This window comes from Streptomyces sp. NPDC046909 (assembly GCF_040644695.1).
In the GTDB taxonomy this organism is placed as follows: domain Bacteria; phylum Actinomycetota; class Actinomycetes; order Streptomycetales; family Streptomycetaceae; genus Streptomyces.
On sequence record NZ_JBEYXC010000006.1, the window covers coordinates 339,724 to 365,682 of the forward strand.

20 protein-coding genes and 2 pseudogenes are annotated in these 25,959 nt (G+C 67.9%); 7 read left to right on the forward strand and 15 right to left on the reverse strand.

Annotated elements, in window-relative coordinates; translation table 11 throughout:
• Window positions 1-234: 234 nt before the first annotated feature.
• The 6 genes from ABZ928_RS22270 to ABZ928_RS22295 form a co-directional block, all read right to left on the reverse strand.
• Window positions 235-1,914: a tannase/feruloyl esterase family alpha/beta hydrolase gene (locus ABZ928_RS22270; protein WP_361521540.1), complete on the reverse strand. Its 1,680-nt coding sequence runs from the start codon at window positions 1,912-1,914 to the stop codon at window positions 235-237.
• Window positions 1,915-2,745: 831 nt separating this feature from the next.
• A complete protein-coding gene (locus ABZ928_RS22275; RefSeq protein WP_361521542.1) occupies window positions 2,746-5,460 on the reverse strand; it encodes a family 78 glycoside hydrolase catalytic domain in 2,715 nt (904 codons plus the stop codon).
• Between the two features lie 105 nt (window positions 5,461-5,565).
• Window positions 5,566-7,455 carry a hypothetical protein gene (locus ABZ928_RS22280; protein WP_361521544.1) on the reverse strand — a complete coding sequence of 630 codons (1,890 nt, stop codon included), beginning with the start codon at window positions 7,453-7,455 and terminating at the stop codon, window positions 5,566-5,568.
• 34 nt (window positions 7,456-7,489) lie between these two features.
• On the reverse strand, window positions 7,490-8,386 hold the full coding sequence (locus tag ABZ928_RS22285; RefSeq protein ID WP_361521546.1) for a carbohydrate ABC transporter permease: 897 nt from the start codon (window positions 8,384-8,386) through the stop codon (window positions 7,490-7,492).
• A 2-nt stretch (window positions 8,387-8,388) separates the two neighbouring features.
• Window positions 8,389-9,294 (reverse strand): sugar ABC transporter permease, encoded by a 906-nt coding sequence (locus tag ABZ928_RS22290; protein WP_361521549.1) that lies wholly within the window; start codon window positions 9,292-9,294, stop codon window positions 8,389-8,391.
• Entirely contained in the window at window positions 9,294-10,631 is a 1,338-nt protein-coding gene (locus ABZ928_RS22295) for an extracellular solute-binding protein (protein WP_361521552.1), read from the reverse strand. Before ABZ928_RS22295 ends, ABZ928_RS22290 begins: the two co-directional genes overlap by 1 nt.
• 280 nt (window positions 10,632-10,911) lie before the next feature.
• Between ABZ928_RS22295 and ABZ928_RS22300 the strand changes: the two genes are divergently transcribed.
• The 6 genes and pseudogenes from ABZ928_RS22300 (at window position 10,912) to ABZ928_RS22325 (ending at window position 17,345) form a co-directional block, all read left to right on the forward strand.
• Complete coding sequence (locus tag ABZ928_RS22300) at window positions 10,912-11,940, forward strand: substrate-binding domain-containing protein (protein WP_361521555.1); 1,029 nt, start codon at window positions 10,912-10,914, stop codon at window positions 11,938-11,940.
• A gap of 99 nt (window positions 11,941-12,039) precedes the next feature.
• A complete protein-coding gene (locus ABZ928_RS22305) occupies window positions 12,040-14,190 on the forward strand; it encodes a beta-galactosidase (protein ID WP_361521557.1) in 2,151 nt (716 codons plus the stop codon).
• A 57-nt stretch (window positions 14,191-14,247) separates the two neighbouring features.
• A complete protein-coding gene (locus ABZ928_RS22310) occupies window positions 14,248-15,669 on the forward strand; it encodes a cellulase family glycosylhydrolase (protein WP_361521560.1) in 1,422 nt (473 codons plus the stop codon).
• Between the two features lie 101 nt (window positions 15,670-15,770).
• Window positions 15,771-16,088: a hypothetical protein gene (locus ABZ928_RS22315; protein ID WP_361521562.1), complete on the forward strand. Its 318-nt coding sequence runs from the start codon at window positions 15,771-15,773 to the stop codon at window positions 16,086-16,088.
• Between the two features lie 150 nt (window positions 16,089-16,238).
• A pseudogene (locus ABZ928_RS22320) lies at window positions 16,239-16,925 on the forward strand (FAD-binding oxidoreductase); the annotation flags it as partial.
• A 204-nt stretch (window positions 16,926-17,129) separates the two neighbouring features.
• Entirely contained in the window at window positions 17,130-17,345 is a 216-nt protein-coding gene (locus ABZ928_RS22325; protein WP_361522246.1) for a ferredoxin, read from the forward strand.
• Here the strand turns inward: ABZ928_RS22325 and ABZ928_RS22330 are convergent.
• Window positions 17,342-18,136 (reverse strand): maleylpyruvate isomerase family mycothiol-dependent enzyme, encoded by a 795-nt coding sequence (locus ABZ928_RS22330; protein ID WP_361521565.1) that lies wholly within the window; start codon window positions 18,134-18,136, stop codon window positions 17,342-17,344. The genes ABZ928_RS22325 and ABZ928_RS22330 overlap by 4 nt on opposite strands.
• Window positions 18,137-18,235: 99 nt before the next feature.
• Entirely contained in the window at window positions 18,236-19,168 is a 933-nt protein-coding gene (locus ABZ928_RS22335; RefSeq protein WP_361521568.1) for an NADP-dependent oxidoreductase, read from the reverse strand.
• An 84-nt stretch (window positions 19,169-19,252) separates the two neighbouring features.
• Between ABZ928_RS22335 and ABZ928_RS22340 the strand changes: the two genes are divergently transcribed.
• Window positions 19,253-19,792, forward strand: coding sequence for a MarR family transcriptional regulator (locus ABZ928_RS22340; RefSeq protein ID WP_361521571.1), 540 nt, complete (start codon window positions 19,253-19,255; stop codon window positions 19,790-19,792).
• Window positions 19,793-19,929: 137 nt separating this feature from the next.
• On the opposite strand, the gene ABZ928_RS22345 is transcribed toward ABZ928_RS22340, so the two are convergent.
• The 7 genes and pseudogenes from ABZ928_RS22345 to ABZ928_RS22375 form a co-directional block, all read right to left on the reverse strand.
• Window positions 19,930-20,070 carry a hypothetical protein gene (locus tag ABZ928_RS22345; RefSeq protein ID WP_361521574.1) on the reverse strand — a complete coding sequence of 47 codons (141 nt, stop codon included), beginning with the start codon at window positions 20,068-20,070 and terminating at the stop codon, window positions 19,930-19,932.
• Window positions 20,067-20,459 (reverse strand): hypothetical protein, encoded by a 393-nt coding sequence (locus ABZ928_RS22350; protein WP_361521577.1) that lies wholly within the window; start codon window positions 20,457-20,459, stop codon window positions 20,067-20,069. The genes ABZ928_RS22345 and ABZ928_RS22350 overlap by 4 nt, the downstream gene beginning before the upstream one ends.
• A 360-nt stretch (window positions 20,460-20,819) precedes the next feature.
• On the reverse strand, window positions 20,820-22,184 hold the full coding sequence (gene dctA / locus ABZ928_RS22355; RefSeq protein WP_361521580.1) for a C4-dicarboxylate transporter DctA: 1,365 nt from the start codon (window positions 22,182-22,184) through the stop codon (window positions 20,820-20,822).
• A 174-nt stretch (window positions 22,185-22,358) separates the two neighbouring features.
• Window positions 22,359-23,417 carry a tartrate dehydrogenase gene (locus ABZ928_RS22360; protein ID WP_361521582.1) on the reverse strand — a complete coding sequence of 353 codons (1,059 nt, stop codon included), beginning with the start codon at window positions 23,415-23,417 and terminating at the stop codon, window positions 22,359-22,361.
• Window positions 23,418-23,490: 73 nt separating this feature from the next.
• Window positions 23,491-24,375, reverse strand: coding sequence for a LysR substrate-binding domain-containing protein (locus ABZ928_RS22365; protein ID WP_361521585.1), 885 nt, complete (start codon window positions 24,373-24,375; stop codon window positions 23,491-23,493).
• Between the two features lie 309 nt (window positions 24,376-24,684).
• Window positions 24,685-24,915: pseudogene (locus ABZ928_RS22370) on the reverse strand (YbhB/YbcL family Raf kinase inhibitor-like protein); the annotation flags it as partial.
• Window positions 24,916-25,149: 234 nt separating this feature from the next.
• Window positions 25,150-25,590, reverse strand: a complete 441-nt coding sequence (locus ABZ928_RS22375) for a PPOX class F420-dependent oxidoreductase (RefSeq protein ID WP_361521588.1) — start codon at window positions 25,588-25,590, stop codon at window positions 25,150-25,152.
• Window positions 25,591-25,959: the final 369 nt, after the last annotated feature.

A 25,959-nucleotide genomic window follows, 5' to 3' on the forward strand; every position in this document is an offset into this window, starting at 1 on the left:
GGCACCGTCCCGACGCCTTGCAGATCCCGCCGGGTGCGCCCATCACCTCCAGCCGGCCGGTGGCCCCTACCGCGCAGCGGCTCGTCGGTGTCCTGTTTGACGTACGCGCGGTCCCGGTATTCGAGGACCCACAGCCGATGCCGCTCAGGTGCAGCTGCCGGACCAAGGACAGGCGGACAGGTCCGGCGCCGACGACGCCACGGGGGTGCCGATCCAGGTGTGGCCTACCGGCATTCACCGCGTCACCGAGCGCTGGCCCCCGGCACCGTGGCCGGGCTTGCAGGCGAAGCTGTCGGCCTGCTCCGGATCCCCGCCGGTGTAGCGGGCGACCAGTGGATACGGGCAGAGTGGGCGCGTCCGGTCGGGTGCCCAGTCGGCCGGGACGTCGTTGTTGACGCCGCCGGGGTTGCCGGCACCGCGCGCGGAGGCGACGATCCGGTCGGGCGCGTGACCGTACTCGACCCAGCGAATCAGTGTCTCGAGGCCGGCGTACTGATCGGTGGCAGGGCCGCCTGACACGTGACCCATGCCGGGAACTTCGAAGTACCGCACGAAATCGTCGGCCCTGCCGCGATGGGCAGCATCGAGGTCCTCGTACCAGCGTGCTGTGTCATCGGCCGAGAACACGGCGTCGGAAGCGCCGTGGACGACGATCATCTTGGCGCCGCGATCGCGGAGTTCGTGGAGGCGTGTGGGGCTGGGCGGAGTCATGAAGGACATTGCACTCTCGCGATAGCGATCGTTGCTCGCGTAGATGTCGGATGCTCGGGAGTCGACGTCGTAGCCGAGCGCGTAGCCCCGCAGGTTCGTCAGGATCGCGGGATCGGCCGGTGGCGTTGAGAATATGAAACCGACTGCGCTCGGGTCTCGCGACACCGACGCATTGAACTCCCAGTTTGCCCAGCCGGGTTGTACAAGGCCCGGGTCGAACGGGAACGAGCTGTACAGGTCATCGCCCCCGGTGGTGCGGGCGCCGGCGAAGATGTGGTCCACCACTTGCTTCTGCTTGCGGCTAAGGCAGCTCCCGTCGCGCCCGTTCGTGCACGTCGCCACATGGCGGTCGAGGTCGAACACGTGCTGGCAGTGTGTGATGTCCTGGACCATCCCGTCGACCAGCCGATCGAGACCGTCGCAGCGGCTGAGGATAGCGTCAGCGATGACCTGGCGCTCTTGGACGGACAGTGCCGTCTCGAGGTCAGTAACATCCGTCGCTACTTTTGCGTACTGCTGGGCGCCCCACATCTGCGAGACAGCCGCCTTGGGCAGGTTGAACCCGGGGGCGACGGCAAGGAACCCGTCGTACGCGTCGGCGTAGCGAGAGGCGGCGACCATGGTGTGGCGCCCGCCGTTCGAACCCCCGGCCATGTATGAGCGGTCTGGGCCGCGGCCGTACGCAGCCCTGATAAGGCGCTTGGCCATCGGGGTCAGGGAGCCGACCGCTTGGTAGCCGTAGTCGAGACGCGCCTGCGGATCGAGCCCGAACAGCGGGTTCTGCGCCGCCGTGTGCCCGGCGTTGGAACTCAGAACCGCGAACCCCAACTGGAGCCCCGCACGCGGCTGGCCGGCGATCGTGCCGAGAGCTGGCGCGACGCTGCCATCAAGGCCACCGTTCGCCTGGTGAAGGAAGCGTCCGCTCCAGTCGGTCGGTAGCCGCATCTCGAACCCGATTGCGTAGGACTGGCCGTCGACCGGGCTGACACGTTGGTTCAACGTACCGGCGACGCGGCAGTGCTCCCCTATAGGGGCGCCCCCGTAGGTAACCGTTCCCGCCGGGATCGTCGCGGCACTGGTGATCGTGGAGCCAGGGAACGTAAAGCTGGTCAGCGATGCGCAGTTGACGATCTTCCCGGGGCGGGCCGGCTTCAGCGACACGCCCTCGACCGGTGCTCCTGTGGCCGACGATCCGCTGCTCATGCCGGTGATCGCGAGGCAGGCAGCGGCCGTAACAGCAAGCGCGCGGCGACTTCTACGAGGCCTTCTCATCGGGTGCCTCCACGTTTTTGGGCCGTCGATGCCCCAGGCCTTGTCGATCCACGCCTGCCTGTGCATCAACTCGCCGATCCAGATGCTCCGGCCGTTATATGGGCCGGTGCCGAAACCTTTCAGGCTTGAGCTTCGCGGCCCCAGCCGGGTTGTTCGGGTTCACCGGAGAGACTAGTGAGCAGCCATGTTGCGCACAACAGTAACTGTCGTATGAATTGTGCCTAATGAATACCCGGGCTTTGCGTTCTGGCGCAGCAGCCACTCATCGGTGTGGACGGGGGGCGCGGAAGCCGCGAGGTGCGCAGGGTGCGGGCTGGGAAGGGGGCTTTGCATGAGCCTTGCTGGCTCATGCCGTTGGCCGTGAGGAGTTCGCCGCCGTGGTGTTGAAGAAGATCGCCGTCCGTGCGGTCGTTCTGATCCGCGGTGGTGTGGAGCGGCAGGGGCACCCCGGTTTGTGTCCTCACGCTGAACTGTCCTTTTGCTGCCTGGGGAGACTGCGGCATGCTGCCTGATCCGGCGGCTGAGCAGGCGCCCACGCGTCCGCTGCTTCACTCGCCACCTCGACGAGGAGTACGAACGTGAACTTCAGACGGGGCCCAGGTCGGCCGTGACGAGGCCGCCGCTTCCCAGCCGACCTGGGTGCTGTCGCCGTGAAGGTGCAGACGGATATGGCGGCTTGACGCGCAGTACGGGGGGCCTGCCGACTCCTCCCTCGTGACCATTCACTCCCGGTGCCGTCAACGACAACTCCGTCGGGCCGTGTTACCTGACGTCGATACGTCGGCGGACAGTGCACAGTCCTGGCCCCACCGTCACGTCGTCACTCCCTGGTAGGACGACCGCTGCGGTGCAAGCGGGTGGGACGTCGACAGTGAGATGCAGGTCGTCGTCCTCCATGCGCCACTCGACGGTGATTGTGCCGCGTGGGCTCTCGAAGGTGCCCCGCGCCCAGGACACCGAGGAGTGGACGACCGGAGCGACGACGAAGCGATCCCAGGCCACTGAATCGTCGGCCTCGCGCAATCCCAGGGTGTGGGTGTGCAGGAAGTTGATCACCGCGCCCTTGCTGTAGTGGTTGAGTGATTCGTGCGCGTCCCCGTTCTCGTCGACGCCGTCCCACTCCTCCCAGATCGTGGTCGCTCCTCGGTCGAGCATGCCGAGCCACGACGGCGAAGTGCGTTGGAGCAGCACCTCGTAAGCGAGGTCGGCGTGGCCGGTGTCGGCGAGGACCGGGAGCAGGTCGGCGGTGGAGAGGAAGCCGGTGCCCAGGTGGGTGCCGGCCTTGAGGATCAGCTCCGTCAGGCGTGCGGACGCCGCGTCACGCAGGTCATCGGGTGCCAGGCCGTACGCGAGCGCGCGGACGTAGCTGGCCTGGGAGTCGACGGACGTGTGGCCGGTGTCGTCGAGGAACTCCGTGCGCCAGGCGTCCTTGATCCGTCCGGCGAGCCGACGGTAGCGGGTGGCCTCCTCGCCGTGCCTCAGAACGGCAGCGATCTCGGCGAGCTTGGCGGTGGAGCGGTACAGGAAGGCGGTGCCCACCTCGCCCTTGTCGGCCTTCATCCAGTCTTCCGGCGCTCCCGGCACCGTCTCGGTGACCGAGCCGTCCTCCGTTCGGGGCTTGGGCTCGCACCACTCCCCCCAGTGGAAGGAGCCGTCCCAGAGGAACTCCTCGTGTGGCAGGGGTTCGGCGGACCGGGTGATCCGGGACGGGTGTCGGGCCGAGCGGGCGGTGGTGAGGGCCCATTCCACCCAGCGGACCATCGCGTCCCAGTTCTCGGCGAGCACCTGCCGGTCGCCGTAGGTCCTGTACAGCAGCCACGGCACCAGGACGACGGCGTCGCCCCAGCCGGCCGAGCCGGTCATCATGTCAAGACGCTGGTCGGTGCCGAGCTTGATGCGCCGTCCGTCCGGAGAGAAGTTGGCGATCCGCCCGTCGTCGAGTTGGTCGTCGCGAACCGAGCGCAGCCACTTGCGGCTGAAGCCGTGGATGTCGTAGAGGCGTGCGGCGGTGGGCGCGAAGACCTGATAGTCGCCGGTCCAGCCGATACGTTCCCGGGTCGGACAGTCGGTGGGCACGTCGACGGCGTTGCCTCTGAAGCTCCAACGGGCCACGGCGTAAAGGCGGTTGAGATCCTCGTTGCTGCAGGCGAAGGCGCCCGTCGGTCGCAGGTCGGTGTGGACCACTCGCATGGCGAGGCTCGTCGCGTCCAGCGGGGCCTCGCCGCGCTGCAGACGGGCGTAGCGGAATCCGTGCACCGTGTGGCGGGGTTCGAAGACCTCGCCCGCGGCACCGGAGGACACGACCTCGTCGTGCTGTCTGAAGACGGTCACCGGGTCGCCGGGGCGCTGGCAGTCGAGGTGCGTGGTGGTCAGGTCGCCGGTGGCCGGGTCGAGATGCTCGCCGTAGTCGATCACCGTACGGGTGCCGGCCGGGCCGAGGTCGGTGAGCGTGACCCAACCGGAGGCGTTCTGGCCGAAGTCGGCGATCCAGGCGCCGCTTCGCAGCCGGGTCAGTGAGACGCAGGGAAGGTCTTCGATGCTGCGTACGGGCGGAGCGGGGGACCAGTCGACAGGCGGTGCGGTCACCGCGTCGACAAGGACGGGTCGCTGTTCGCTGTCCGGAGCGGCCGGGGTCCGGAAGTCGGTGATCTGGCCGTCCATCAGGTCGGCGCGGACGACAGAACAGGCCGAGGAGGTCCAGTGCTGGTCCGTACGTACGACCTGGTGCGTGCCGTCGGCGAGCTCCAGGTGCAACTCCATGCGGGCGGCGAGAAGTTCACCCCAGCCGGCCGGTTTGCGGAAAGCGCCGACCTGGCCGCGATACCAGCCGTCGGACAGCACGATCTCGATGGTGTTGGTGCCAGGACGGACGGACGAGGTGACGTCGGCGGCTTGCGCGTACAAGGTCAGGTCGTAGGAGGTCGATCCCGGCGTGAGTTCCGCACCGCCCGCTCGCTCGCCGTTCACGAAGACCTCGTAGACCCCGAGTGCCGTGGCGTACAGGCGGGCGCGGACGGCTCCCGGAGTGCGGAACGTGGTGCGCAGGGAGCGAGCCGGACGCGTGCCGGGCGGGAGCTGCGCGCTCTGCGGGTCCTCCTCCGGGGTAATCCAGGACGCGGTCCAGTCGGCGTCGAGGAGACCGGCCTCGAAGGTGTGCCAGTCGCTCCAGGCGGAGTCGTCGGCGCAGGCGCGGTTGCGGACGCGCCAGCGCACCCGTTCACCGCTGCCCAGTTCGCGCACCGGCCAGTCGACGAGGAGGTGGCCGACGGTCAGGACGCTGCGCACCGGCTGTTCGCCGATCCGCACCTGAAGCTCGTATGTGTCGTCCGCGGCCACGGCGCTGAGCGGCGGCTTCCAGGAGAGCCGGGGGCGGCTCCCGGACACCGGAAACCGGTCGCCGCCGAAGTCGATCGCGAGGTCGTAGGGAACGTCGGGAACGCGGGTGGTGGCGGTAGCGGCGGGGGTGTGAGCGGCCATCCGGTGGGTGTCCTTCGCTGTACGGGTCCGAGACCGGTGCACTGGCCCCGCCGCCCGCGCTCTACGCGGGCGACGGGAGTGTTCACAGGCCCGAGAGAACTCAGATCAGTGGCCGTTGGCCGGCTGTGTGTAGGTGGTTCCATCGATGGTCGTGGAGAGCGTGCCGACCGCCTGGAAGTCGTTCCGGAGCATGACCGACGGGCCGACGGTGAAGCCCTCGGGGCCGGTGCGCTTGGTGCCCGTATGCCGGCCGGACAGGGTCAGGTCCTCGGTCCAGGTGAGGCAGGCGAGGGCCAGGGGGGTGCCGGGCGAGCAGCCGAGGGCCGCGTTGGAGCCGCGCTCCACCTGCTCCGTGCCGTTGATGACGTTTGCGCCGTCGTCACTGTAGTCGCTGTACTGGACGGCGATGGTGAGGGTCTGGGTGTCCGCCTCGTTGTTGGTGACCCTCACGGTCGCCGAGCCCTGGTTCTTGCCGCGCAGCGTGTATGTGCCGGTCGGCACCGGCTTGATCGTCTGCTGCGCCGGCGCGTTCGGGTCGTAGGGCACGCCCCATGTCGTGTCGGAGACCGGAGCGAGGGCCACGGGAACGCTGGGCTTGAAGTCCGGGAAGCGGGCGATCATCAAACGGCTGTTGCGGCCGCCGGGTTCGATGGAGTCCGCGCAGCGGTGCGGTGCCGGGTTGGCTCCGCAGGCGAGGTTCTCGGTGTAGACGACGGCGGTGCTGTCGGCGAGCCATGCCGGGTCGGCGGCAGCGTTCCAGTCGGGGTCGGAGCCTGCGTTGATCTGGAAGCCCCGGCCGGTCGCGGGATTGACGAGCCAGGGCGAGAAGTAGCGGCGATTGCCTTCGTTTCGGATGCCCGCCACATAAGGGGCGGTGCCCGCCTGAGCGGTGAGCGGCGGGATGCCAGGCATACCGGAGAGGAAGTCGAGGCGCCCGGAGCCGTTGACCTCCTCGGCGAGCAACCACCTACCGTTGGGGGACATCGCCATGGGATCGGTGTAGTGCGCCTGCCGGGTCAGCGGCTTGGAGGCGCCAGTGGCCAGGTCGGTGGCCCAGGCGTCCATGCTGTCGGCGTTCAGGCTCTGGATGCCGAGGGTCGCCCGGCCGTCGGCGGTCCAGCCGCGCGGTTCGCCCACCATGCCGGCCTGGTTGAGGCGCAGTTGGTTATTGGGCTCGACGACCAGGGGCTGGAAGGCGGGATCCGGGTTTACCAACGCCGAGACCTTGGTGAGGTGGTAGCGCTGGTTCTGCTGGTCGTACTCGAGCCGCCCGACGTACGGGATGGCGGTGAGAGCCTGGAAGTCGACGACGTTCCAGGTCATGTGCACACCGTCGGGGCTCAGCCGCCACTCACGGCCGTTGTTCATGCCGTTGGGGCGGGTCTCGAACAGGGGCCTGTCGTTCCAGTAGATGGGGGTGATACGGGTTCTGGCCGGGGTACAGCGCGGGTCGGTGACCGCGTACTTGGTTCCGTCGACGCCGCATTCCAGGATGCCGTTGCCCACCAGGACGCGTCGGCGGTCGGGGAGTTCGTTGGCGGGCGGGTAGTCGAACTGGTCAGTCGCGATCTCCGAGCCGTACGACGCCCCGCAGGTGATGCACTTCCACGCCTCACCGTTGGGAAAGGTAGAGCCGTCGGTGCGGACCACCGCGATCTGCTCGCCGCGATAGATGCTGGCCGGGCCCGATTCTGGCGCACCGGCATAAGTGAGGCCGAGGAACACGTACTTCGGGTCCCGCGCCGAGCCGGGTGTTCCGATGCCACCCCAGTCGGCCGAGACGCAGCCGGTCGGATGGGTGCACACCCCGTCCTGCGGAACGGTCGGCGGGACTGGTAATTCCTTGATGTCGACGCGCGGTTGATTCACCTGGGCCGAGTCCGCGGCCGTCTGGGCGGCGGCCGGGACCTGAGCGCTGGACAGGGCCGCGGCGAGCGCCAGTACAGCGGCAGCGGCGCCTCTCGCGAGGGTGGGACGCACACTCCGGGCTCTCATGATCATTGCAGCTTCCTCACCGGTCGTTGCCTGGTCACTTGAGTGCTCCCGCCGAGAGACCGCTGATGATGTGGCGTTGCGCGATCGCGTAGAAGACGACGATCGGCAGCACCGCGATGAGCGAGGCGGCGAGCAGGATCTGCTGTTGCGGGGAGTCCGCGGAGACGAAGTTGGTGAGCCCGCGCTGTACGGGCATCAGTGAGCTGTCGTTGAACAGCACCAGGCCCATGAGGTACTCGTTCCAGACCCCCATGGCCTGGATGACGGCGACCGCGATCAGGCCCGGCTTGGCGAGGGGGAGGATGATCCGCCAGAAGGTGCCGAACAGGGAGGCGCCGTCGATCGCGGCGGCCTCCTCCAGCTCCTTGGGCTGGCTGGCGAAGAACCCTCGCATGATCAGGATGGAGATCGGCAGTCCGCCGGCGATGAGCACGAGGATGTAGCCGATGCGGGTGTTGGCGAGTCCGAGCGTGATCAGCAGCTTGTACTGGGCGATGAACGAGGCCGGCAGCGGAATGATCATGATGACGAGGATGGCCCCCACGACTGCGCCTCGGCCGGGGAACTCGATGCGAGCCAGGGCGTATCCGGCGAGGCTCGCGATGATCAGGATCCCGAGGACGGCGGCCGAGGTGTACAGGAGGCTGTTGGGCAGGTACTGGCTGAATCCGCCCTCGTTCCAGGCGGTGGCGAAATTGCCCCATTCGAACGGCTGCGGAATCGGGTTCGTCCCCTTGTACAACTGCTTCGCGCTCTGCAGGGATCCGCTCAGCACCCACAGCACCGGAACCAGAGCCTCGAGCGCGCCCGCGACCAGCAGGGCGTACAGGGCCACACGGGGCAGGCGGCTGCCGCGGCGTCGTGGGCTCGGTGCGGTTTTCGACACCGACGGCGTATCGGATCCCCGTGCCGGGTCGAGAAGCGTGTTCACGGTCAACGTCCCTTCTCCGTCCTGGAGTCGGTGCTTCCGCCGAGCTTGCGGGAGACCCACAGCTGGACGCAGGCGAGGGCTACCAGGCACAGTCCGAAGATGACGGACATCGCGGCCGCACGGCCGTACTCGTAGTACTGGAAGGCCTGTTGGTAGATGTGCAGAGTGGGCACCTCGGTATGCCCGGCGGGGCCGCCATTGGTCAGCACCTGGACCGTGCCGAAGATCTGCAGGCCGGCCAGCAGGGTCAGCACGCTGACGATGCCGGTGACATGCGACATACCGGGCCAGGTGACGTAGCGGAACTGGGCCCAGCCCCGGGCCCCGTCCAGTGACGAGGCCTCGTACAGCTCCTTGGGCACGTCCTGCCGGCCGGCCAGGAAGAGGATGAAGCCGAATCCCCAGTGGTACCAGACGAACACGGCGGCGACCGCGATGACGGCGGTCTTGGGGTCACCCAGCCAGTTGTGCTGAAGACCGTCGAGGCCGACGGCCTTCAGCGTCTGGTTGACGATCCCGATGTTCGGGTCGAGGAACCACGAGAACATCACACCCACCACCACCGTGGAGAACACGCCGGGCAGGTAGAAGACGGTGCGGAAGAACGCGGACCCGCGGCGGGCGCGGTGCACGGCCAGCGCCATGACCATCGACACCGCGTTGGCCACGACCAGGCCGATCGCGCCGTAGAAGACGGCGTTCTTCATCGAGCCCCAGAACCCGCTGTCGTGCAGCACATAGCGGTAGTTGTCGAGCCCGACGTACGGCGTGTCCAGGCTCACCCCGTCCCAGGACTGGAAGCTCAGCAGGATGCCCTGCACGAACGGAACCACCGTGAACAAGGCGATCATCGCCAGCGCGGGCGCCAGGAAGAGCCAGGCCGCCAGCGTCCGGTTGCGGCGCCTCACTACGCGCTCTTCTGCGCCGCGTCGAGGTCGCCGAGGACCTGGTCGACCGAGCGTTCCCTGAGCACGAGGGCCTGAGTGCCCTTCTGCAGCGCGGTGTTGACCTGCTCCAGAATCTGGTTCTGGACGAGCTGCATGTCGGAGATCTTCGCGGCGATGCCGGCGAGCTGCGCGGGGATGTTCTTGTCGGACACGGCACGCGCGGAGGGGATCAGCGGGACTCCCTCGGCCCAGGTCTGCTGCTGCTGCGCGGCGGTCAGCCACTGGAGGAACTTCAGTGCCTTGGCCGCGTTCTTGCTGCGGGGGTTGACCGCGGCACCCTTGGCGGCGCCGCCGACCAGGCGCGGGGTCTGGGTGCCGTCATCGGCCTTGGGGAGCGGGAAGGAGCGGAAGTCGGTGAAGTCCGGAGCGGTCGCACGGGCCACTCCGACGGCCGAGGTGCCGTCGAAGATGGCCGCGACGCCCTGGGTGTTGAAGAAGGCCTTCTCCACGGTGGGGTTGTCGGTGGCGCCGCTCGGCAGCGAGCCGGTGGCGATCACTCCGGCGTCCCGCAGGTCGACCACGAGCTGCAGAGTCTTGCGCCAGCCCTCGCTCTTCCAGCTGTTCTTGCCCAAGAAGGTGGCGTTCAGCTCGTCGTCGGACATGTAGTTGGACGCGTACGACTGGACCACCTGGTTGGACAGGCTCGTCGCGAACCAGAAGGGGCCCTTCCCGGACTTCTTGATCTTCCGCAGCTGATCTATGAACTCGCTCATGGCGGCGGGCGCCTTGTCCGGGTCGAGGCCGACCGCCTTGTACATCGCCGCGTTGACGAAGATCCCCAGGGCCGGGGTCTCCCAGTGGGCGCTGTAGATCCCCGGCTTCACGCCCTGCGGGTTGTCCGCCCCGAACGTCGTCGTCTTGAGCGTGGCGGGCCGGAAGCTGTCGCCCCAGCCGCCCTTCATCTCGTCGCTCAGGTCCATGGCCCAGCCGGCCTTGTAGTAGGGCGCCATGGAGTGGCCGTCCACCGCCGAGTACATGTCCGGCATGTCGCGGGACTGGGAGCTCGACTGGAGCTTGGTCAGGAAGTCGGTGGGGCCGACGTCGTCGATCCTGATCTTCACACCGGTCTGCTTCGTGTACTGCTCGGCCAGCTTCTTCAGCGTCGCGGCCTGGCCGCGGGACTGGTTCATGAACACGATCTCCGAGCCACCGCCCGAGGTGCCCGAGCCGCCGGAGCCGCAGGCCGCCAGCGTGGTGGCGGCGACCGTGGTCCCGACCGCTCCCAGGAGGAAGCCGCGTCGGGAAAGGCCTGTGGTGGCGGCCGAACCTGTCGAACCCGCCGTGTGGAATCGCGTCATCTCGGGGTCTGCCCCTTTGGGTCTGTAGCGAGGACGTGGCGCGAGGAGCCGCCGGTCGCAAGAAGACCGAAACATGGGCTCTCAGCGCTCGAAATTAGTTTCTGCTAGTCACGCTGGCGCTGAACGCTAAGTGGGCGAAACGCTGTCGTCAACCCTTCTTGCACGGTTGATTCGGCTGCACATCCAAGGTGATCGACCTGCCAGAGTTCCGAAAATAATTTCGGTGCTACTGTGCTGCACAGCGCGGGCCGCTGACCCGCCCGCCCTGCTTGGGAGAGCTATGGCATCCGATCCCCAACGCGTGACCCTTGCGAAGGTCGCCGAGTCCGCCGGCGTGTCGGTGGCTACCGTCTCCAAGGTCATCAACGGTCGCCCCGACGTGGCCCAGCAGACCCGCGACAAGGTCCTGGAGCTCTTGCGCCGCTACAACTACGGCGGCAACCGCGACGACCTGCGTGCGTACCCGACCGTGGAGCTCTTCTTCGGCTTCGAGCAGCTCAGCATCTACCACACCGAGATCATCCAGAGCGTGGCGGACGCCGGGGCGCGCGAGGGCGTCGCCGTGGTGGTCAGCAGACGCGGTGACCACGATCCGGCGGCCGACCCCGCCGCCTGGGCCCGCGGCCTGGTCGCCGCCGGCCGGCGCGCGGTCGTCACGGTCACGGCGAACACCCTGTCGCGCCCGATCCTGGAAGCACTGGACCGCGTCAAGCTGCCGGTGGTGCTGCTGGACCCGGAGGCACTGCCCGACGGCTCGATCGTCAGCGTCGGCGCGACCAACTTCGCCGGCGGCCACGCCGCCGCCACGCATCTGCTCTCTCTCGGCCACCGCAGGATCGCCTACCTCGGCGGCACCGAGCACGCCTGGTCCAACCAGGCCCGGCTGCACGGCTTCCGCAGCGCCATGGAGGCGGCCGGCGCATCGGTTCCGGGCGAACTCATCCGCCATGCGGGGACGTTCCATGCCGCCGAGGGCATCGAGCACGGGGGGCGACTCCTTGACGTGAGCGCGACGCCCACCGCGGTGTTCGCCTCCTCCGACGAACTGGCCGCCGGGGTCATCGAAGCTGCTCGGCGGTGCGGCCTTCGCGTACCGGAGGACCTGAGCGTCGTCGGCTTCGACAACACGCCGCTGGCCCGGATGACCTCCCCACCGCTGACCACGATCCACGGCCCGGTCCGCGAGATGGGGGCCGTCGCCCTGCGCACCGCACTTCAGCTGGCCGCCGGCGAGAAGATCGACTCTCACCACGTCGAACTGGCCACGCAGTTGGTCGTACGAGAATCCACCCGGCCCCCGCGCGACTGACACGGGGAACTCACCCACCTCGCGAGGCGCGGTGTCGTCGGCTGCCCGCACCCCGCTCGTCGCGCACCACAAGCACACCACCCGATCAGAAGGAAACCCATGTCCCAGCTGCCTCAGCGGGTCCTGTTCGGCGCCGCGTACTACCACGAGTACCGGCCCCCCTACGGCACCGAAGGGGCCGAAGAGCAGCTCAAGAACGACCTCGACCTGATGGACGAGGCGCACTTCACCGTCATACGGGTCGGTGAGTCGGTGTGGTCGACCTGGGAACCGGAGAACGACGTCTTCGATCTTGACTGGCTCCAGCCGGTTCTCGACGGCGCCCACGAACGGGGTATCTCCGTCGTCCTGGGCACGCCGACGTACGCCGTTCCACCATGGCTGGCCCGCCAGTACCCGGAGATCGCGGGCGAACGGCGCACCGGCGAGCGCATCTCATGGGGCGCTCGCCAGGAGGTCGACTACACCCACCCCGCCTTCCGCTTCCACGCCGAGCGGGTGATCCGCCGTATCCTCGCCCGCTACGCCCTACATCCGGCGGTGATCGGCTTTCAGGTGGACAACGAGCCCGGCCTGGAACTGTTCTACAACCACGGCGTCTTCCAGCGCTTCACCGACCACCTTCGCCACAAGTACGGCGACGTGGAGACCCTCAACCGCGAGTGGGGCCTGGTCTACTGGTCGCACCGCCTGTCCACCTGGGCCGACTTGTGGACCCCGGACGGCAACACCCAACCGCAGTACGACGTCGCCTGGCGCGAGTTCCAGGCCAGACAGACCACTGAGTTCGTCGCCTGGCAGGCCGGCATCGTCCGCGAGTTCTCCCGCCCCGAACAGTTCGTCACCACCTGTGTCTCGTATCCCCGCCCGGGGGTGGAGGACCACGAGCTGAACGAGTCGCTGGACATCGCGGCCGGCAACCCCTACTACGGCATGCAGGACGCCCTGCTGCTGCCCGGCGAGCGCGGCCGGGTGCCCGGTAGGGCGACCGGCGCCTGGGCCGTCTCCCAGATCGGGGACCGGATGTACTCCTCCCGCCAGGCGCCGTTCCTCGTCACGGAGACCAACGCCGGCAGTATCGGCGGCCCCGAGGAGAACTTCCCCGCTTACGACGGCCAGTGGCGGCAGGCGGCGTGGTCACTGGTCGCGCGTGGGGCGCGGATGATCGAGTACTGGCACTGGCACACCCTGCACTTCGGGGCCGAGACCTATGTGGGTGGCATCCTCCCGCACAGCGGCAGGCCCGGCCGTGCCTACGATGAACTGGCCCGTCTGGGAGCCGAGTTCGAAGCCGCCGGTCCCTTGGTCGCCGGTCTCGAACCGGACGCCGACCTCTCCCTGGTCTACTCCACGCCGAGCAAGTGGCTGATGCAGAAGTACCCGCCACTGGCCGATCGTGAGGGTGGCCCCGATGCGAATGCCTACCACGGGATCTTCGACCCCTTCTACCGTGGCGCCTTCGAGGCGGGCCGCCAGGTCCGGATCGTGCACGCCCGTCAGTTGCACGATCCGAGCGGCGCGCGCCCCGGCCCGAGCCCCGAGGAGGCGGCACGCCGCCACCCCGTCCTCGTCGTCCCGGCCCTGTACCTGGCGGCCGACACCACACTGGACTGGCTCGCGGCCTATGCGCAGGCGGGCGGCCACCTGGTGCTCGGGCCGCGTACCGGCTACGCCGACCACGAGGCCCGAGCACGCCGGGAACCCGCCCCGGGGCGGCTCGTCGAGGCCGCCGGAGCGAGCTACGAGGAGTTCAGCAACCTGACGGGCGACCTCCCGCTGCGAGCCGCACCGGGCAGCCCCCTGCACCTGCCGGAACAGGCGACGGCCACCCGATGGGTCGACGGGCTCACCGCACAGGACGCCGAGGTGCTCGCCACTTACGACCATCCGCACTTCGGCCGCTGGCCGGCCATCACCACTCGCCGCCACGGCGCGGGCCGAGTCACCTGCGTCGGCACGGTGCCCGGCGAGGGTCTCGCCCAGGCGTTGGCCCGCTGGCTTGCACCTGCGCCGCGCAGCGGCTGGCGGGATCTGCCGGTGTCGGTCACGGCCGCCACCGCGACCTCGCCGGACGGGCGCCGTGTCCACGTCATTCACAACTGGAGCTGGGATCCCGCGACCGTAACGGCGCCGGTCGCGCTCACCGACGTACTCGACGACACCGCCGCACCGGCGGGCACGCCCTTGTGCCTGGGCGCGTGGGACGTACGGGTTTTCGTCGGCGCCGACGAGGACTCCGCCCCGGCCTGAGGACACAGCACCACGTAACCAACCGTCCATCACCGCACCACGAAGGGTCCGCCCGCCTTGGCCACGACACTTTCCTCATCCTCCGCCCATCCCCGCCGCACTTCCCCGAACCCGCTGCTGAGGGTCTCCGGCACCCGGCTGGAGACGTACGACGGCACCCCGGTCCGGCTCCGGGGCGCCGGCCTCGGCGGCTGGATGAACATGGAGAACTTCATCACCGGCTACCCGGGCAATGAGGCCGCGATGCGCTCAGCGGTACGGGAGGTGCTCGGCGAGCGCCGCTACGAACTTTTCTTCGACCGGCTGCTGACAGTCTTCTTCGACGAGGCCGACGCCGCGCTGCTCGCCGCCAAGGGAGTCAACTGCCTGCGCCTGCCGGTGAACTACCGCCACTTCGAGGACGATTCCCGCCCCTTCGAGATCCGTGAGAAGGGCTTCGCACTGCTCGACCGCGTGGTCGATACGTGCGCACGCCACGGCATCTACACGATCATCGACCTGCACTCCCTGCCCGGTTACCAGAACCACCAGTGGCATTCGGACAACCCCACACACCTGGCGTTCTTCTGGGACCACCCGCACTTCCAGGACCGGGTGGTGCGGCTGTGGGAGGTCATCGCGGACCGCTACAAGGACAATCCGTGGGTGGCAGGCTACAACCCGATCAACGAACCCGCCGACGACTCCGGGCAGGTGCTGCCCGCCTTCTACGACCGCCTCGCGAGCGCGATCCGCGCGGTCGACCCGCATCACATCCTCTTCCTCGACGGCAACCACTACTCCACCGACTTCGACATATTCGGCGAGCCCATCCAGAACGCCGTCTACACCTGCCACGACTACGCACGCGCCGGCTTCGCCCGCAGCGGCGGCTACCCAGGCGAAACGGACGGCGTCTGGATCGGCAAGGAACAGGTCGAGGAGGCCTTCCTGCGCCGTACCGCGTACATGCGCAAGACCAACACCCCTATCTGGGTCGGCGAGTTCGGGCCCGTCTACACCGGGGACCCGGCGCGGGACGAGCAGTGCGCACAGTTGCTCGCCGACCAGTTGGAGATCTACCGGCGCCACGAGGTGAGCTGGTCCATCTGGACTTACAAGGACGTCGGTCTGCAAGGACTCGTCCACATCGGGCCGGACAGCGCTTACCAGCGGCACTTCGGCGAGTTCATGGCGAAGAAGCACCGTCTGGGCGCGGAGGCCTGGGGCTCCCCGCAGGGCGAGATCCGCGAGCTGGCCAAGCCGCTCGAACGCCTGGTGAACAGCGAGTTTCCCGGTTTCTCCCCCGAGCCCTTCGGCACCCGTCAGTGGTTGGACGTCCTCCTGCGACACGTCCTGCTGGGGCAGCCCCTGGTCCAGGAGTACGCCGAGCTCTTCCGCGGCCTTGGCGACGACGACGTGCTCGCCCTGGCTGACGCCTTCGCGCTGGAGCAGTGCACACGAAGGGACTGGCTACTCGATTCGCTAGCAAATGGGTGACAGGGAGCTCTCTGTGGGCCCGGTATCCGGGCTGGGCGCCGCCGAGGTTTCAAGAAGCCCTTTCCTTCGATGGTCTGTGCTTGGCTACCGCGAGGTAGCGGGTGCGGCGGAGTCGAGGGACGGTCGACCTGCCCGTTGCCGCGGAGTTGGCCACCGCCCGGAAGGTCATCGCCGAACTCGCACCGACCGGCGACGAAGGCGATCTTGATTCGCACGAGCAGGCCACTGCCTACCAGGCCATCGTCAACGCCTTCAAGCAGCACCCCGGCCGGGCGTTCCGGGTCCGTGAACTGCACGAATTCCTCGGCATGCTCACCGATGACCCGGCCATGTACGTCACCCGCAGCCGTCTCGGACGCCTCACCCGGCAAGGCTTCCTCGCCCAACCCGGCCGAGGCCGCTACCAGAAACAGACTTAATGCCCTTTTAGCGGCGCTCACCGAAGCAGTACGGACCGCGTCCATGAAGGCGTGTCTGATCCTGGACGGGACGCTGCTGTGCCGATCGACAGGATTGCCGCCGATCGTCCCTTCTGTTGAGTCGGCACGGAGCGCGATGCCGGTGTTGCCATCGGTCCGTTTCTCCGTGCCGCTGAGGCGCAGGCCCGCCGGGCGATGGAGCGCGGCGCGCGGTTCCTGGCCCACCACACCGTCACCGGCATCGAGTCCTCGGGTGACCGGGTCACCGGCGTCGTCACCGACCACGGCACCTTCGCGGCGGACATCGTCGTCTCCTGCGCCGGTTTCTGGGGGCCGAAGATCGGCCGGATGGCCGGCGTGAGCGTCCCGCTGGTCCCGGTGGCCCACCAGTACGTCAAGACCACGCCCGTGCCGGCGCTCGCCGGGCAGAACACGGAAGCGCTGGAGGCATCCCGGCCGATCCTGCGCCACCAGGACCGCGACCTCTACTTCCGCGAGCACGTGGACCGCATCGGCATCGGCTCCTACGCGCACCGGCCGATGCCGGTCCGCGTGGACGACGTCGAACACCCCCGCGACTCGGCGGAGATGCCCTCCAAACTCGCCTTCACCGAGGACGACTTCACCGCCGCCTGGGCCGACTGCCGTCAGCTGCTCCCCTCGCTGAACGAGGCAAAGGTGGAGGAGGGATTCAACGGCATCTTCTCCTTCACCACCGACGGCATGCCGCTCATGGGCGAGGCCCCGTCGCTGAAGGGCTTCTGGGTCGCCGAGGCGGTCTGGGTCACCCACTCCGCCGGCGTGGCCCGCGCGATGGCCGAGTGGCTGATCGAGGGCACTCCGCCAATTATGTACGCGGGCTTTGCGGGGGGCCTGCGCTGCGAGCAACTTCGTGACGGTGACCCCGGCGATCAGGACCTGAAACGCACTATCACATCCTGGATGTACGAGGCGATGAGAGGTCCGTCGGCGGTGAGTGCATGCCCCGGCCATGGGGGAGGCCATGGGTGAAGACCGCCTTCTGGCTGTGTCCGCACCGGGCTGTGCGCGGCCTCCGCGCCTGAGGAGTTCGAACTTGATGGGGACGGGCAGGGACACGCGAGGTCCGAGACTCTGCCTGCGTCCGAACTGGTCCTGGAAGTGGCCGAGTCGTGCCCGATCGAGGCCATCGGGATCAGGGAGGTGGCGAGCGGGAAGCTGGGTCTTCCCGCCAGCCGAGTATTCAGCGGTAATGGTGAAGGCTCACTGCAGTACTAGAAACCGGGGAAGACCCGACGCAGGTCGTCGAGGGTGAGGGAGGCGCTCGCCAGAGACACCTCGCTCGGAGTGTGCTCGGGCGCGTGGCGCCCGGTGGTGAGGCGTAGCCACCACTCGGCCGGCGCGTTCAGGACGGCGTCGGGTTGGTCGGGCTGGTCGGTGAGCGCGACCGCGTCCCCCACCTCCAGTCCGAAGGTGCGCTCGGGTCCGGTGGTGTGGACGGCTATGCGGACCGGGCGGGCGTCCAGGGCGTCGGCCTTGCCGAGGAAGTTCAGGAATGTGCCAGCCTGGTCGAGGAGCAGTCCAGTCACCACGGAGAGCAGTGACGCCTCGCGGTCGAAAGCGACCTCTACGTCCCAGGTGTGGTGGGCGAACTCCGTGAGCCGCACGCCGGCCACCGTGGCGACATCGACCGCCACAGGAAGGAAACCGAGGTCGACCTTCAGTTCCTTGCGCGTCCGCGTGTCGAGGCCTTCATAGCGGCTGACCAGCGCTTCGTTGGCCGCGATGAAGCCTTCGGCCCGCTGGGCGGGTGACATGTCGTCCCAGCGCGCCCATACGGTCTTGTTGAAGTCCTCGCCGGGCGCGCCGGTGGCGTGGAGCGCGCCCTCCAGGACCGCCAGGCTGATCTCGGCGCCGCTGCCCAGATGGCTGAGCACCTGTGACACGTCCCACCCGGACGCCCCAGAGGGCCGGGAGAGGTCGCTGGAGGTGAGGCCGTGCACAACGGCCGTCAGATGGTCGTGTCCGCGGCGCAGGGTGGCGATGGTCCGGTCGGCTTGGTCGGTCATGTGCGTTCTCCGTAGAGGTACGAGGATTGGAGGCGGAAGGGAAAGGAAGCGTGGGCGGGACGCGGGCGAATGCGCCTGCGGGTTTGCTCCAGCTCTCGGTCAGGGGATCAGGACGATCTTGCCGTGGGTGTGTCCCTGTTCCAGTTCCGCGTAGGCGTCGGTGACGCGGTCGAGCGGGTATGTGGCGGTGACCGGGATCTCGACGGCACCCGAGGCGACCAGTTCGACCAGCTCCACGAGGATCTCGCGGGCGGTCGCGTTGTGACGGCCGTCGGTCCGGGCGCCGATCTCGGCGGCGCGTTGCATGGCGACGGTGGTCTGGATGCGGTCCGGCTTGATGCCGAGGTCGATGGCGAGGTCGAGGTACTCGGGGCCGTGGAGGTCGATGAACGCGTCGATTCCGCCGACGCCCGCTGCCTGTTCGAGGCGCTCGCGAAGGCCGTCTCCGTAGGGCACAGGGATAACGCCGTGCTTGTCGAGCCATGCGCTGCTGGCCGGTGAGGCGATGCCGAGCACGCGCACGCCCTGGCTGGTGAGCAACTGCACGAGGAAGGAGCCGACCCCGCCCGTGGCGGCGGACACCGCGACCGTCTCTCCGGGCCGGGCGGCGACGGCGCGGGCGGCCGCGTAGGCCGTGGCGCCGACCATGTGCAGGGAGCCTGCTGCCTCCCAGCTCACCTGTGGCGGCTTGGCCACCAGTCGCTCCGCTGGGACGGCAAGGTGCGTCGCGTGCGCGCCCGCTGCCGGAGTCCAGCCCAACACCTCGTCACCTACGGCGAATTGGCCGACCTCGGCACCGACGGACACGACGATGCCGGCGAGGTCGCTGCCCTGGCCGGAGGGGAAGTCGACCGGGAACAGATCTCGGATCACCCCGGAGCGGAGCATCGTGTCGAAGGGGTTGATGCCGGCGGCCCGTATCTTGACGACGACTTCCCGCGGCCCGGGGTCGGGAGTCGGGACGTCGGTGATGTGCAGCACATCACGATCGCCGTACTGGTCGAAGCGAACGGCTCGTGCCTGGTCGTCCATGTCTCCTCCGTGATAATTCAAATTTGAACGCCTTGTGCGAAGGTATGCTGAAGTTCCAATTTGAACAACTGGCGGGGTGGTGACATGGATCACGTGCGGTGGCTGAATGATGAGGAGAAGCGCGCCTGGAGCGCCTTCACCAACGCGCACGCGCTGCTGTACCGGCGGCTGGAGCAGCGGCTCAAGAGGGACTTCGGCATGTCGGGCCTCCAGTACGAGATCCTCGCCCGGCTCAGTGAGGCTCCGAATCGGGAGTTGCGGATGGCCGAACTGGCCGGTGCGCTGGTCAACTCCAAGAGCGGGCTGACTTATCAGATCGGGCAGCTGGAGAAGTCCGGGCTGGTGCGCCGGCGGTCCTGCCCGAGCGACGAACGCGCGGTCTACGCGGTACTCGACGACGCGGGTATGGCACTGCTGGAGCGGGCGGCGCCCGGGCATGTGGAGATGGTGCGGGAGCTGCTCTTCGACGCGCTCAGCCCCGAGCAGGTGCGGGCGCTGGCCGACGGGCTCGGCGAGGCGAGCCGTCGCATGTCCGGGGCTGCGGGCGGAGTGGATCCTGCCGTGGCCTACGCGGGTGACTGTGCGGGCAATGCCGCCGAGGCAGCTGCTGGCGCCGGTTCGTGAATGCCGGTCGCGGCCGTCGCCGAACGCTGGGCGGACTCAGCGGGCTGTGGTCGCTCGGCTCGGTCCCCGTGTCGCCCCGTCAGATATGCGGCGAGGGCCAGGAGCGCGGCGATGGCGATGAGTCCGCACACGGCGCTCTAGCCCACGGCGGCATGGGCACGCGCGCCGACCCATGACCCTGCGCTGCCGCCAAGGAATGCGCAGGTCATGTAGCCGCTGCCGAAGGTGTTGGCCAGCAGGATGCCGCCGATCAGCCCGGCCTGCAGGGTACCGATCATGCTGCCACGACGGTCCGGCTCGACCATGCCCGAGGCCATGGGCAGTAGCAGTTGCGGGACCACGGTCGCCATGCCGACCACGCTGCCGGACGTGAGCAGGAGGCCGGGGCCAGACCCGCGGCCAGGAGGGCGATGCCTGTCACGGCGAGCAGCCCGGTGATCAGCGGGCGGTGAGGCAGCCGGTCACCGAGCGGTACCAGCAGGAAGAGCCCGACCGCGTAGCCGAGTTGTGTCACTGTCGCCACGACCGCCGCCGTGGCCGGGGCGATGTTGAAGCCCTGCGGGAAATAGACGTTCGCGACGCTGACGCCGCAGGCCAGGGCCATGAGCAGTGGCAGCCTGCGGCCCATGCCCATCGGCGCCGCCTCGCGGGGATCCTTCCGGGACATCAATCGCACATCTCCCACCGAACAACTGGATGGTTCTAACGGAACGACACCCATGGCGAGCCGTCGGGGACCAGTTCGGCGCTGATGCGCGGGCGGAGGCGCACGGTGATCGTGTCTTCCTCTCGCCATTGCCACTCAAGGGTGCGTGTGCGGGATTGCCGGTGGGATGCATCTGGAGTCAGGCCCTTCCTCCCGGCAAGGCAACTTCCCGCGCACATCACTCAGTTGAGTACCGATGGTTCCCTCGAAAGCCGCTGCGGTGCCCGGCTGTTCCCAGCCGGGCACCGCGAAGGCGTACGCATCGGGCGTTACGCCGACCCGGGCGTGGCGCGACAAGGGCCCGGGGTGTCTGAGTGCGGGTCAGGCTTTGGTCGGCAGCTGTGGAGCGACGTCGGCCGTCCGCTCTTGCTCGGGCTGGTGTTGGGGTTTTCCTGTGTGCAGGACCATGTTGACCTTGGCTATATCGAGGACGTTCTCCCAGCGGGCGACGACCAGGGTGGCGACCGCGTTGCCGGCGAGGTTGGTCAGGGCGCGGCACTCGGACATGAACTTGTCGATGCCGAAGATGAGCATGATGCCGGCGGCGGGCACTGTGCCGACGGTGGAGAGGGTGGCGGCGAGGGCGATGAACCCGGCGCCGGTGATGCCGCCCGATCCCTTGGAGGTGAGGATCATGACGGCGAGAAGGCCGAACTGCTGGCCGATGCTCAAAGGCGTGTCAGTGGCCTGGGCAATGTAGACGGCGGCCAGGGACAGGTAGATGGAGCTGCCGTCAAGGTTGAAGGAGTAGCCGGTGGGGACGGTCAGACCGACGATGTCGCGGCGGATTCCAAGCCTTTCGAGCTTTTCCATCAGACGGGGCAGGGCGCTTTCCGAGGACGAGGTGCCCAGGACGAGGACAAACTCCTCGCGGAGATAGCGCAGCAGCCGGAAGATGCTGATCCTGAGCACGGCGGTGACCGCGCCGAGGATGACGATCACGAAGAACGCGGATGTGCCGTAGAAGAGGCCTATGAGCCGGCCGAGGCTGGTCAGGGTGGAGATGCCGTACTTGCCGATGGTGAAGGCCATGGCGCCGAAGGCACCCACGGGCGCGGCCAGCATGACGTAGTGCAGGATCTTGAAGATGACGGCACTGAGACGCTGGATGCCGTCGACGAGAGGCTCGCCGACGGGGCCGACCGCCTTCAGGGCGATGCCGAACAGGACCGAGAAGAAGATGACCTGGAGGATGTTGCCCTCGGCGAAGGCGCCGACGGCGCTGGTGGGAACCAGGTCGGTCAGGAAGTGCCACCAGGACTGGTCCGCGCCGTCTTTGACGTACTGTCCGGCGTCTCCCTCCAGGTGGAGGTCACCGGGGTGGGCGTGGACGCCGGCGCCGGGCTGGAAGACGTTGACGGCGAGGAGGCCGAGGAGCAGGGCGACGAGCGTGCCGCCCTGGAAGTACAGCAGGGCTTTCAGACCGACTCGGCCGACCCGGCCGAGGCTGTCGACGCCGCCGATGCCAGCCACGATGGTCACGAAGACGATCGGCGTGATCAGCATCTTGATCGCGGCGACGAAGGTGGTGCCCACCGGTTCCAGAGCGACGCCGACCGAGGGCCACAGCCAGCCGGTGAGAATGCCGGTGACGATGGCGGTCAGGACCCAGAAATAGAGCTGCCGGTACCAGGGTTTTCTGGTTGCCTCGGGCCGGGGTGGTGCGGGGACTTCGGGTGCTGCCATGGCGTTACTCCTCGTTGAGAAACGGGGGGCGCAACCGGGACGCGGGTCGGTCCTCGACGTGGAGGAGAACCGGTGGGGACGCGGCTCGGGAGAGGGAGGGAGGCCGCATGCGGCCTGTGCCGAAGGGGGCAGCGTCGTCCACGCCGCCCCGACGTTATCGGCGGTGCCGATGGTTCAGAGCAATTCGAGGAGCTTGTCGGTGAACTCGGCGGTGGTAGCCGTGCCGCCCAGGTCGCGGGTGCGTACGTCGGTCTTGGCCAGCACCGCGGCGATTGCGTCGGTGATGTCCTTGGCAGCGTCCGGGTGGCCGAGATGGTCGAGCATCATGGCGGCCGACCAGATTGCGCCCAGCGGATTGGCGATGCCCTGCCCGGCGATGTCGGGAGCCGACCCGTGCACCGGCTCGAACATCGACGGGAACTCCCGTTCGGGGTTGAGATTGGCGGCCGGGGCGATACCGATGGAGCCGGCCACAGCGGCGGCGAGATCGCTGAGGATGTCACCGAAGAGGTTCGAGCCGACCACTACGTCGAGCCGCTCCGGTTCGAGGACGAACTTCGCCGCGAGCGCGTCGATGTGTTCCTGGTTCCAGTCGACCTGCGGGAAGGAGGCGGCTCGTTCTGTGACGAGCTCGTCCCAGAACGGCATGGTGTGCACGATGCCGTTCGACTTCGTCGCGGAGGTCAGTTTGCCCTTGCGCTGCGTGGCGAGCTGGAAGGCGTAGTCCAGCACACGTGTGACGCCGGCCCGAGTGAACACGGCCTCCTGTACGGCTATCTCCTCTGGGAACCCCCGGTTGAGACGGCCGCCGACCTCGCTGTACTCGCCTTCCACGTTCTCCCGGACCACGACGAAGTCGACTTCGCCGGGCCGCGCGCCGCGCACCGGGCTGTCGATGCCCTCAAAGACACGGATGGGCCGCAGATTCACGTACTGCCGGAAGCTGCGCCGGATCGGAATCAGCAGTCCCCACAGCGAGACATGGTCGGGCACGCCCGGGTAGCCCACCGCGCCCAGCAGGATGGCGTCCTTGTCGCGGAGCTGGTCGAGCCCGTCCTCCGGCATCATGGCGCCCTCGCGGAGATACCGCTCGCACGACCAGTCGTCGTAGGAGCTGTAGGAGAGGCTGAAGCCGTGCCGGCGGCCGAGAACGTCGAGTACCTGGCGTGCGGGGGGCAGAACCTCGGCGCCGATACCGTCCCCGGGGATGAGGGCGATGCGGTGGTTATTCATACCGTTGATTCCAGCAACGCCCTCGGGGAGACGTCCAAGACACAAACAGAATCTGCCTTATAAGCGACACCTATCAGTCGTCCGAGCCGGAGACGGCCATCGCCCAGAACGCCGCGGCCGCCGGAGACAGAACACCCCGGCGGCTGACCAGCGCGACCTGCAGCGCCGTCGCGGGTTCGATATCCAATACCTCGGCCCCCGTCTGCCGGGCGATCTCCCGCCAGGACTCCGTCACGACCGCGAGGCCGACGCCGGCCAGCACCAGAGGGAGCAGGGAGACCCGGTGCTCCGTCTCGGCGGCGACGGTGAAGTCGATGCCCTGATCGCGCAGCGAGTCGACGTACGCCCGCATCCCGGTCCCCGGCTGCCCCACGATCAGCCGTTGCCCCGCCAGTTCCTCGCATGTCACGGCCTGTCGGCCCGCGAACGGACTCCCGGGCGGGACCACCAGCACGAACCGCTGCTCACCCAGCACATGCGCAGAGACCTCAATGTCCGGAACACTCACGGCGGATGCCAGCAGGCCAAGTTCCGCAGCCCCGGTTCGCACCGCGTTGATGATGTCGCGGGCGGTGAAGACGGCCTTGACGGCCAACGTCACACCCGGATGGCGCTGAGCGAAGGATCTGATCAGCGTGGTCAGTGGCTCGACGGCCTGAGAGGGCATCGACGCCACATCCAGCCGCCCCTCCCGTAGTTCATGCACGGACGCCACGCTCGCCCGGGCGACCTCCAGACTGCGCACAGCCGCCCGAGCCGGTTCGATCAGCGCCCGACCCGCCTCCGTCAATACCGCCCTGCGCCCGATCCGGTGGAACAATTCCGTTCCCAGATCCCGCTCCAGTGCATGGACAGCCTGCGACAAGGACGGCTGGGACACATACAGCGCGGAGGCAGCCCGGTTGAACCCCCCGCGGTCGACGACGGCCAGGAAGTACGCCAACTGCCGGATATCCATGCTCCTCCTACCCGCGTGGCAAGCACCTTCTTGAGGTCTCACCGCGATTGCGTAGCCTCTCATGCAGTCCACGCTGGAAGGCGGTTTGCCCTGCACTTGAGAGCGTCTCGTCGAGGCAGAGGTACCGCCCGCCTTGACTGCGAAGGACAGCGGTCCGTCCGGCCCGGGGTCTGATGCTTTGACCGGGCGTGGTTGCCTCGCCGCTTCTCGATGAACAGGCACTCCGAGAGTTGCCGCTTGTGCAATACACGTCCGGCCTTACTTCGGTCGTCGTGAGGCATCTCCAGTTTGGTCAGGTGCGCACGGAGATCACGTCGCGGAGGTTTCGTCGGTGACAGCCAGAACCGCGCGGCCGAGGCTATGGCCCACCACGGCGGCACCCAGGACGGCCTGGGTGGCGTCGGCCGCGACGCCGATGGACCCGACGCCGTGCCTGGACGACGGGTTGGGGAGCTGGCGGGCGTCCTCGGGCCAGTCGAACCCGGTGTCGTCGCCGGCGCTCTCGGGTCGTTCCGTGACGGTCGAGGGGATGTCGGCGACCATCCGGGGCTCTAAAAAAGCGGAATGATCACAATGCGCGGTCCATGCCCCCATGGGGGACCTATGACCATCTCCTCCGCCTCAAGTCGTTGAAGGCCTACACCACTTGGAGATCGATCCGGGGCAAACAACCAGCCGTAGTACCCGCTATGACACTTCCGATGTCACTCCGGACTTTACCGGTGGCATGGGTGTAGATATCGAGTTCTGCCCCCTCGCGGGGCCCTCGCGCGGTCAAGCCGCAGTGCTCGTTGCCTTCGAGTGGACGGCGCTTAGCTGGCCCATGGCCCGGTCGATCGTGATCTCGATGACTACGCGCTCGGGGTCCGGAGCCGGAGTCCGGCCGTACCGGTCCGCGTAGCGGGCCACGGCGTCGTCGACCGCCGCCGGGTCGGTCAGCACTTCGGCCGTGCCCTCCAGGGTGGCCCAGCGGCCTCCGTCGACCTGACAGACGACGGCGCGAGCCTCGCTGGGGCGGGATGCCTGAATGTTGGCGACCTTCCTGCTTGATTTGCGTGTGATAACTCGGGCGACTCCTGCGTCGGCATCCAGCGTCACACCGACGGGCACTACGTGGGGAGTCCCGTTGGCGCGAAGCGTGGTCAGTGTGCACAAGTGGTACTCGCTCCAGAACGCTGAGTGGTCAGGTGTCTGGCTGAATATGTCGCTAGGCATGCTCGGGAGCGTAACGCGGATGACCGCACAGAATGGCGCAGAAGTGACCCCTTGCACACACCTATTCGGGCCCCTGGATGCGGTCGTTTCACTCCCTTAGTGAATAAATGCACGACTTATGCTCCCGTTAAATGTCTCAAAGAGATAACAGATGTGTCTGCTGGTGTTGCGGCAGTGGCCAATATGAACGCAAGTGAATCAGCAGTTCAGGGTCGTGATCGAAATCGGGATTAGTTGATTTGTCAGGTTTTGCTGTGACAGGTGATCTCTAGTTGTTGGACCTTCAAGGGTGACTTTCCGGCCTTGATCTCATGTGGGCCTCGCGTAAGGTCCCAAGCTGTTCCCGTAGAGGCTTCAACGGGTGGCTTG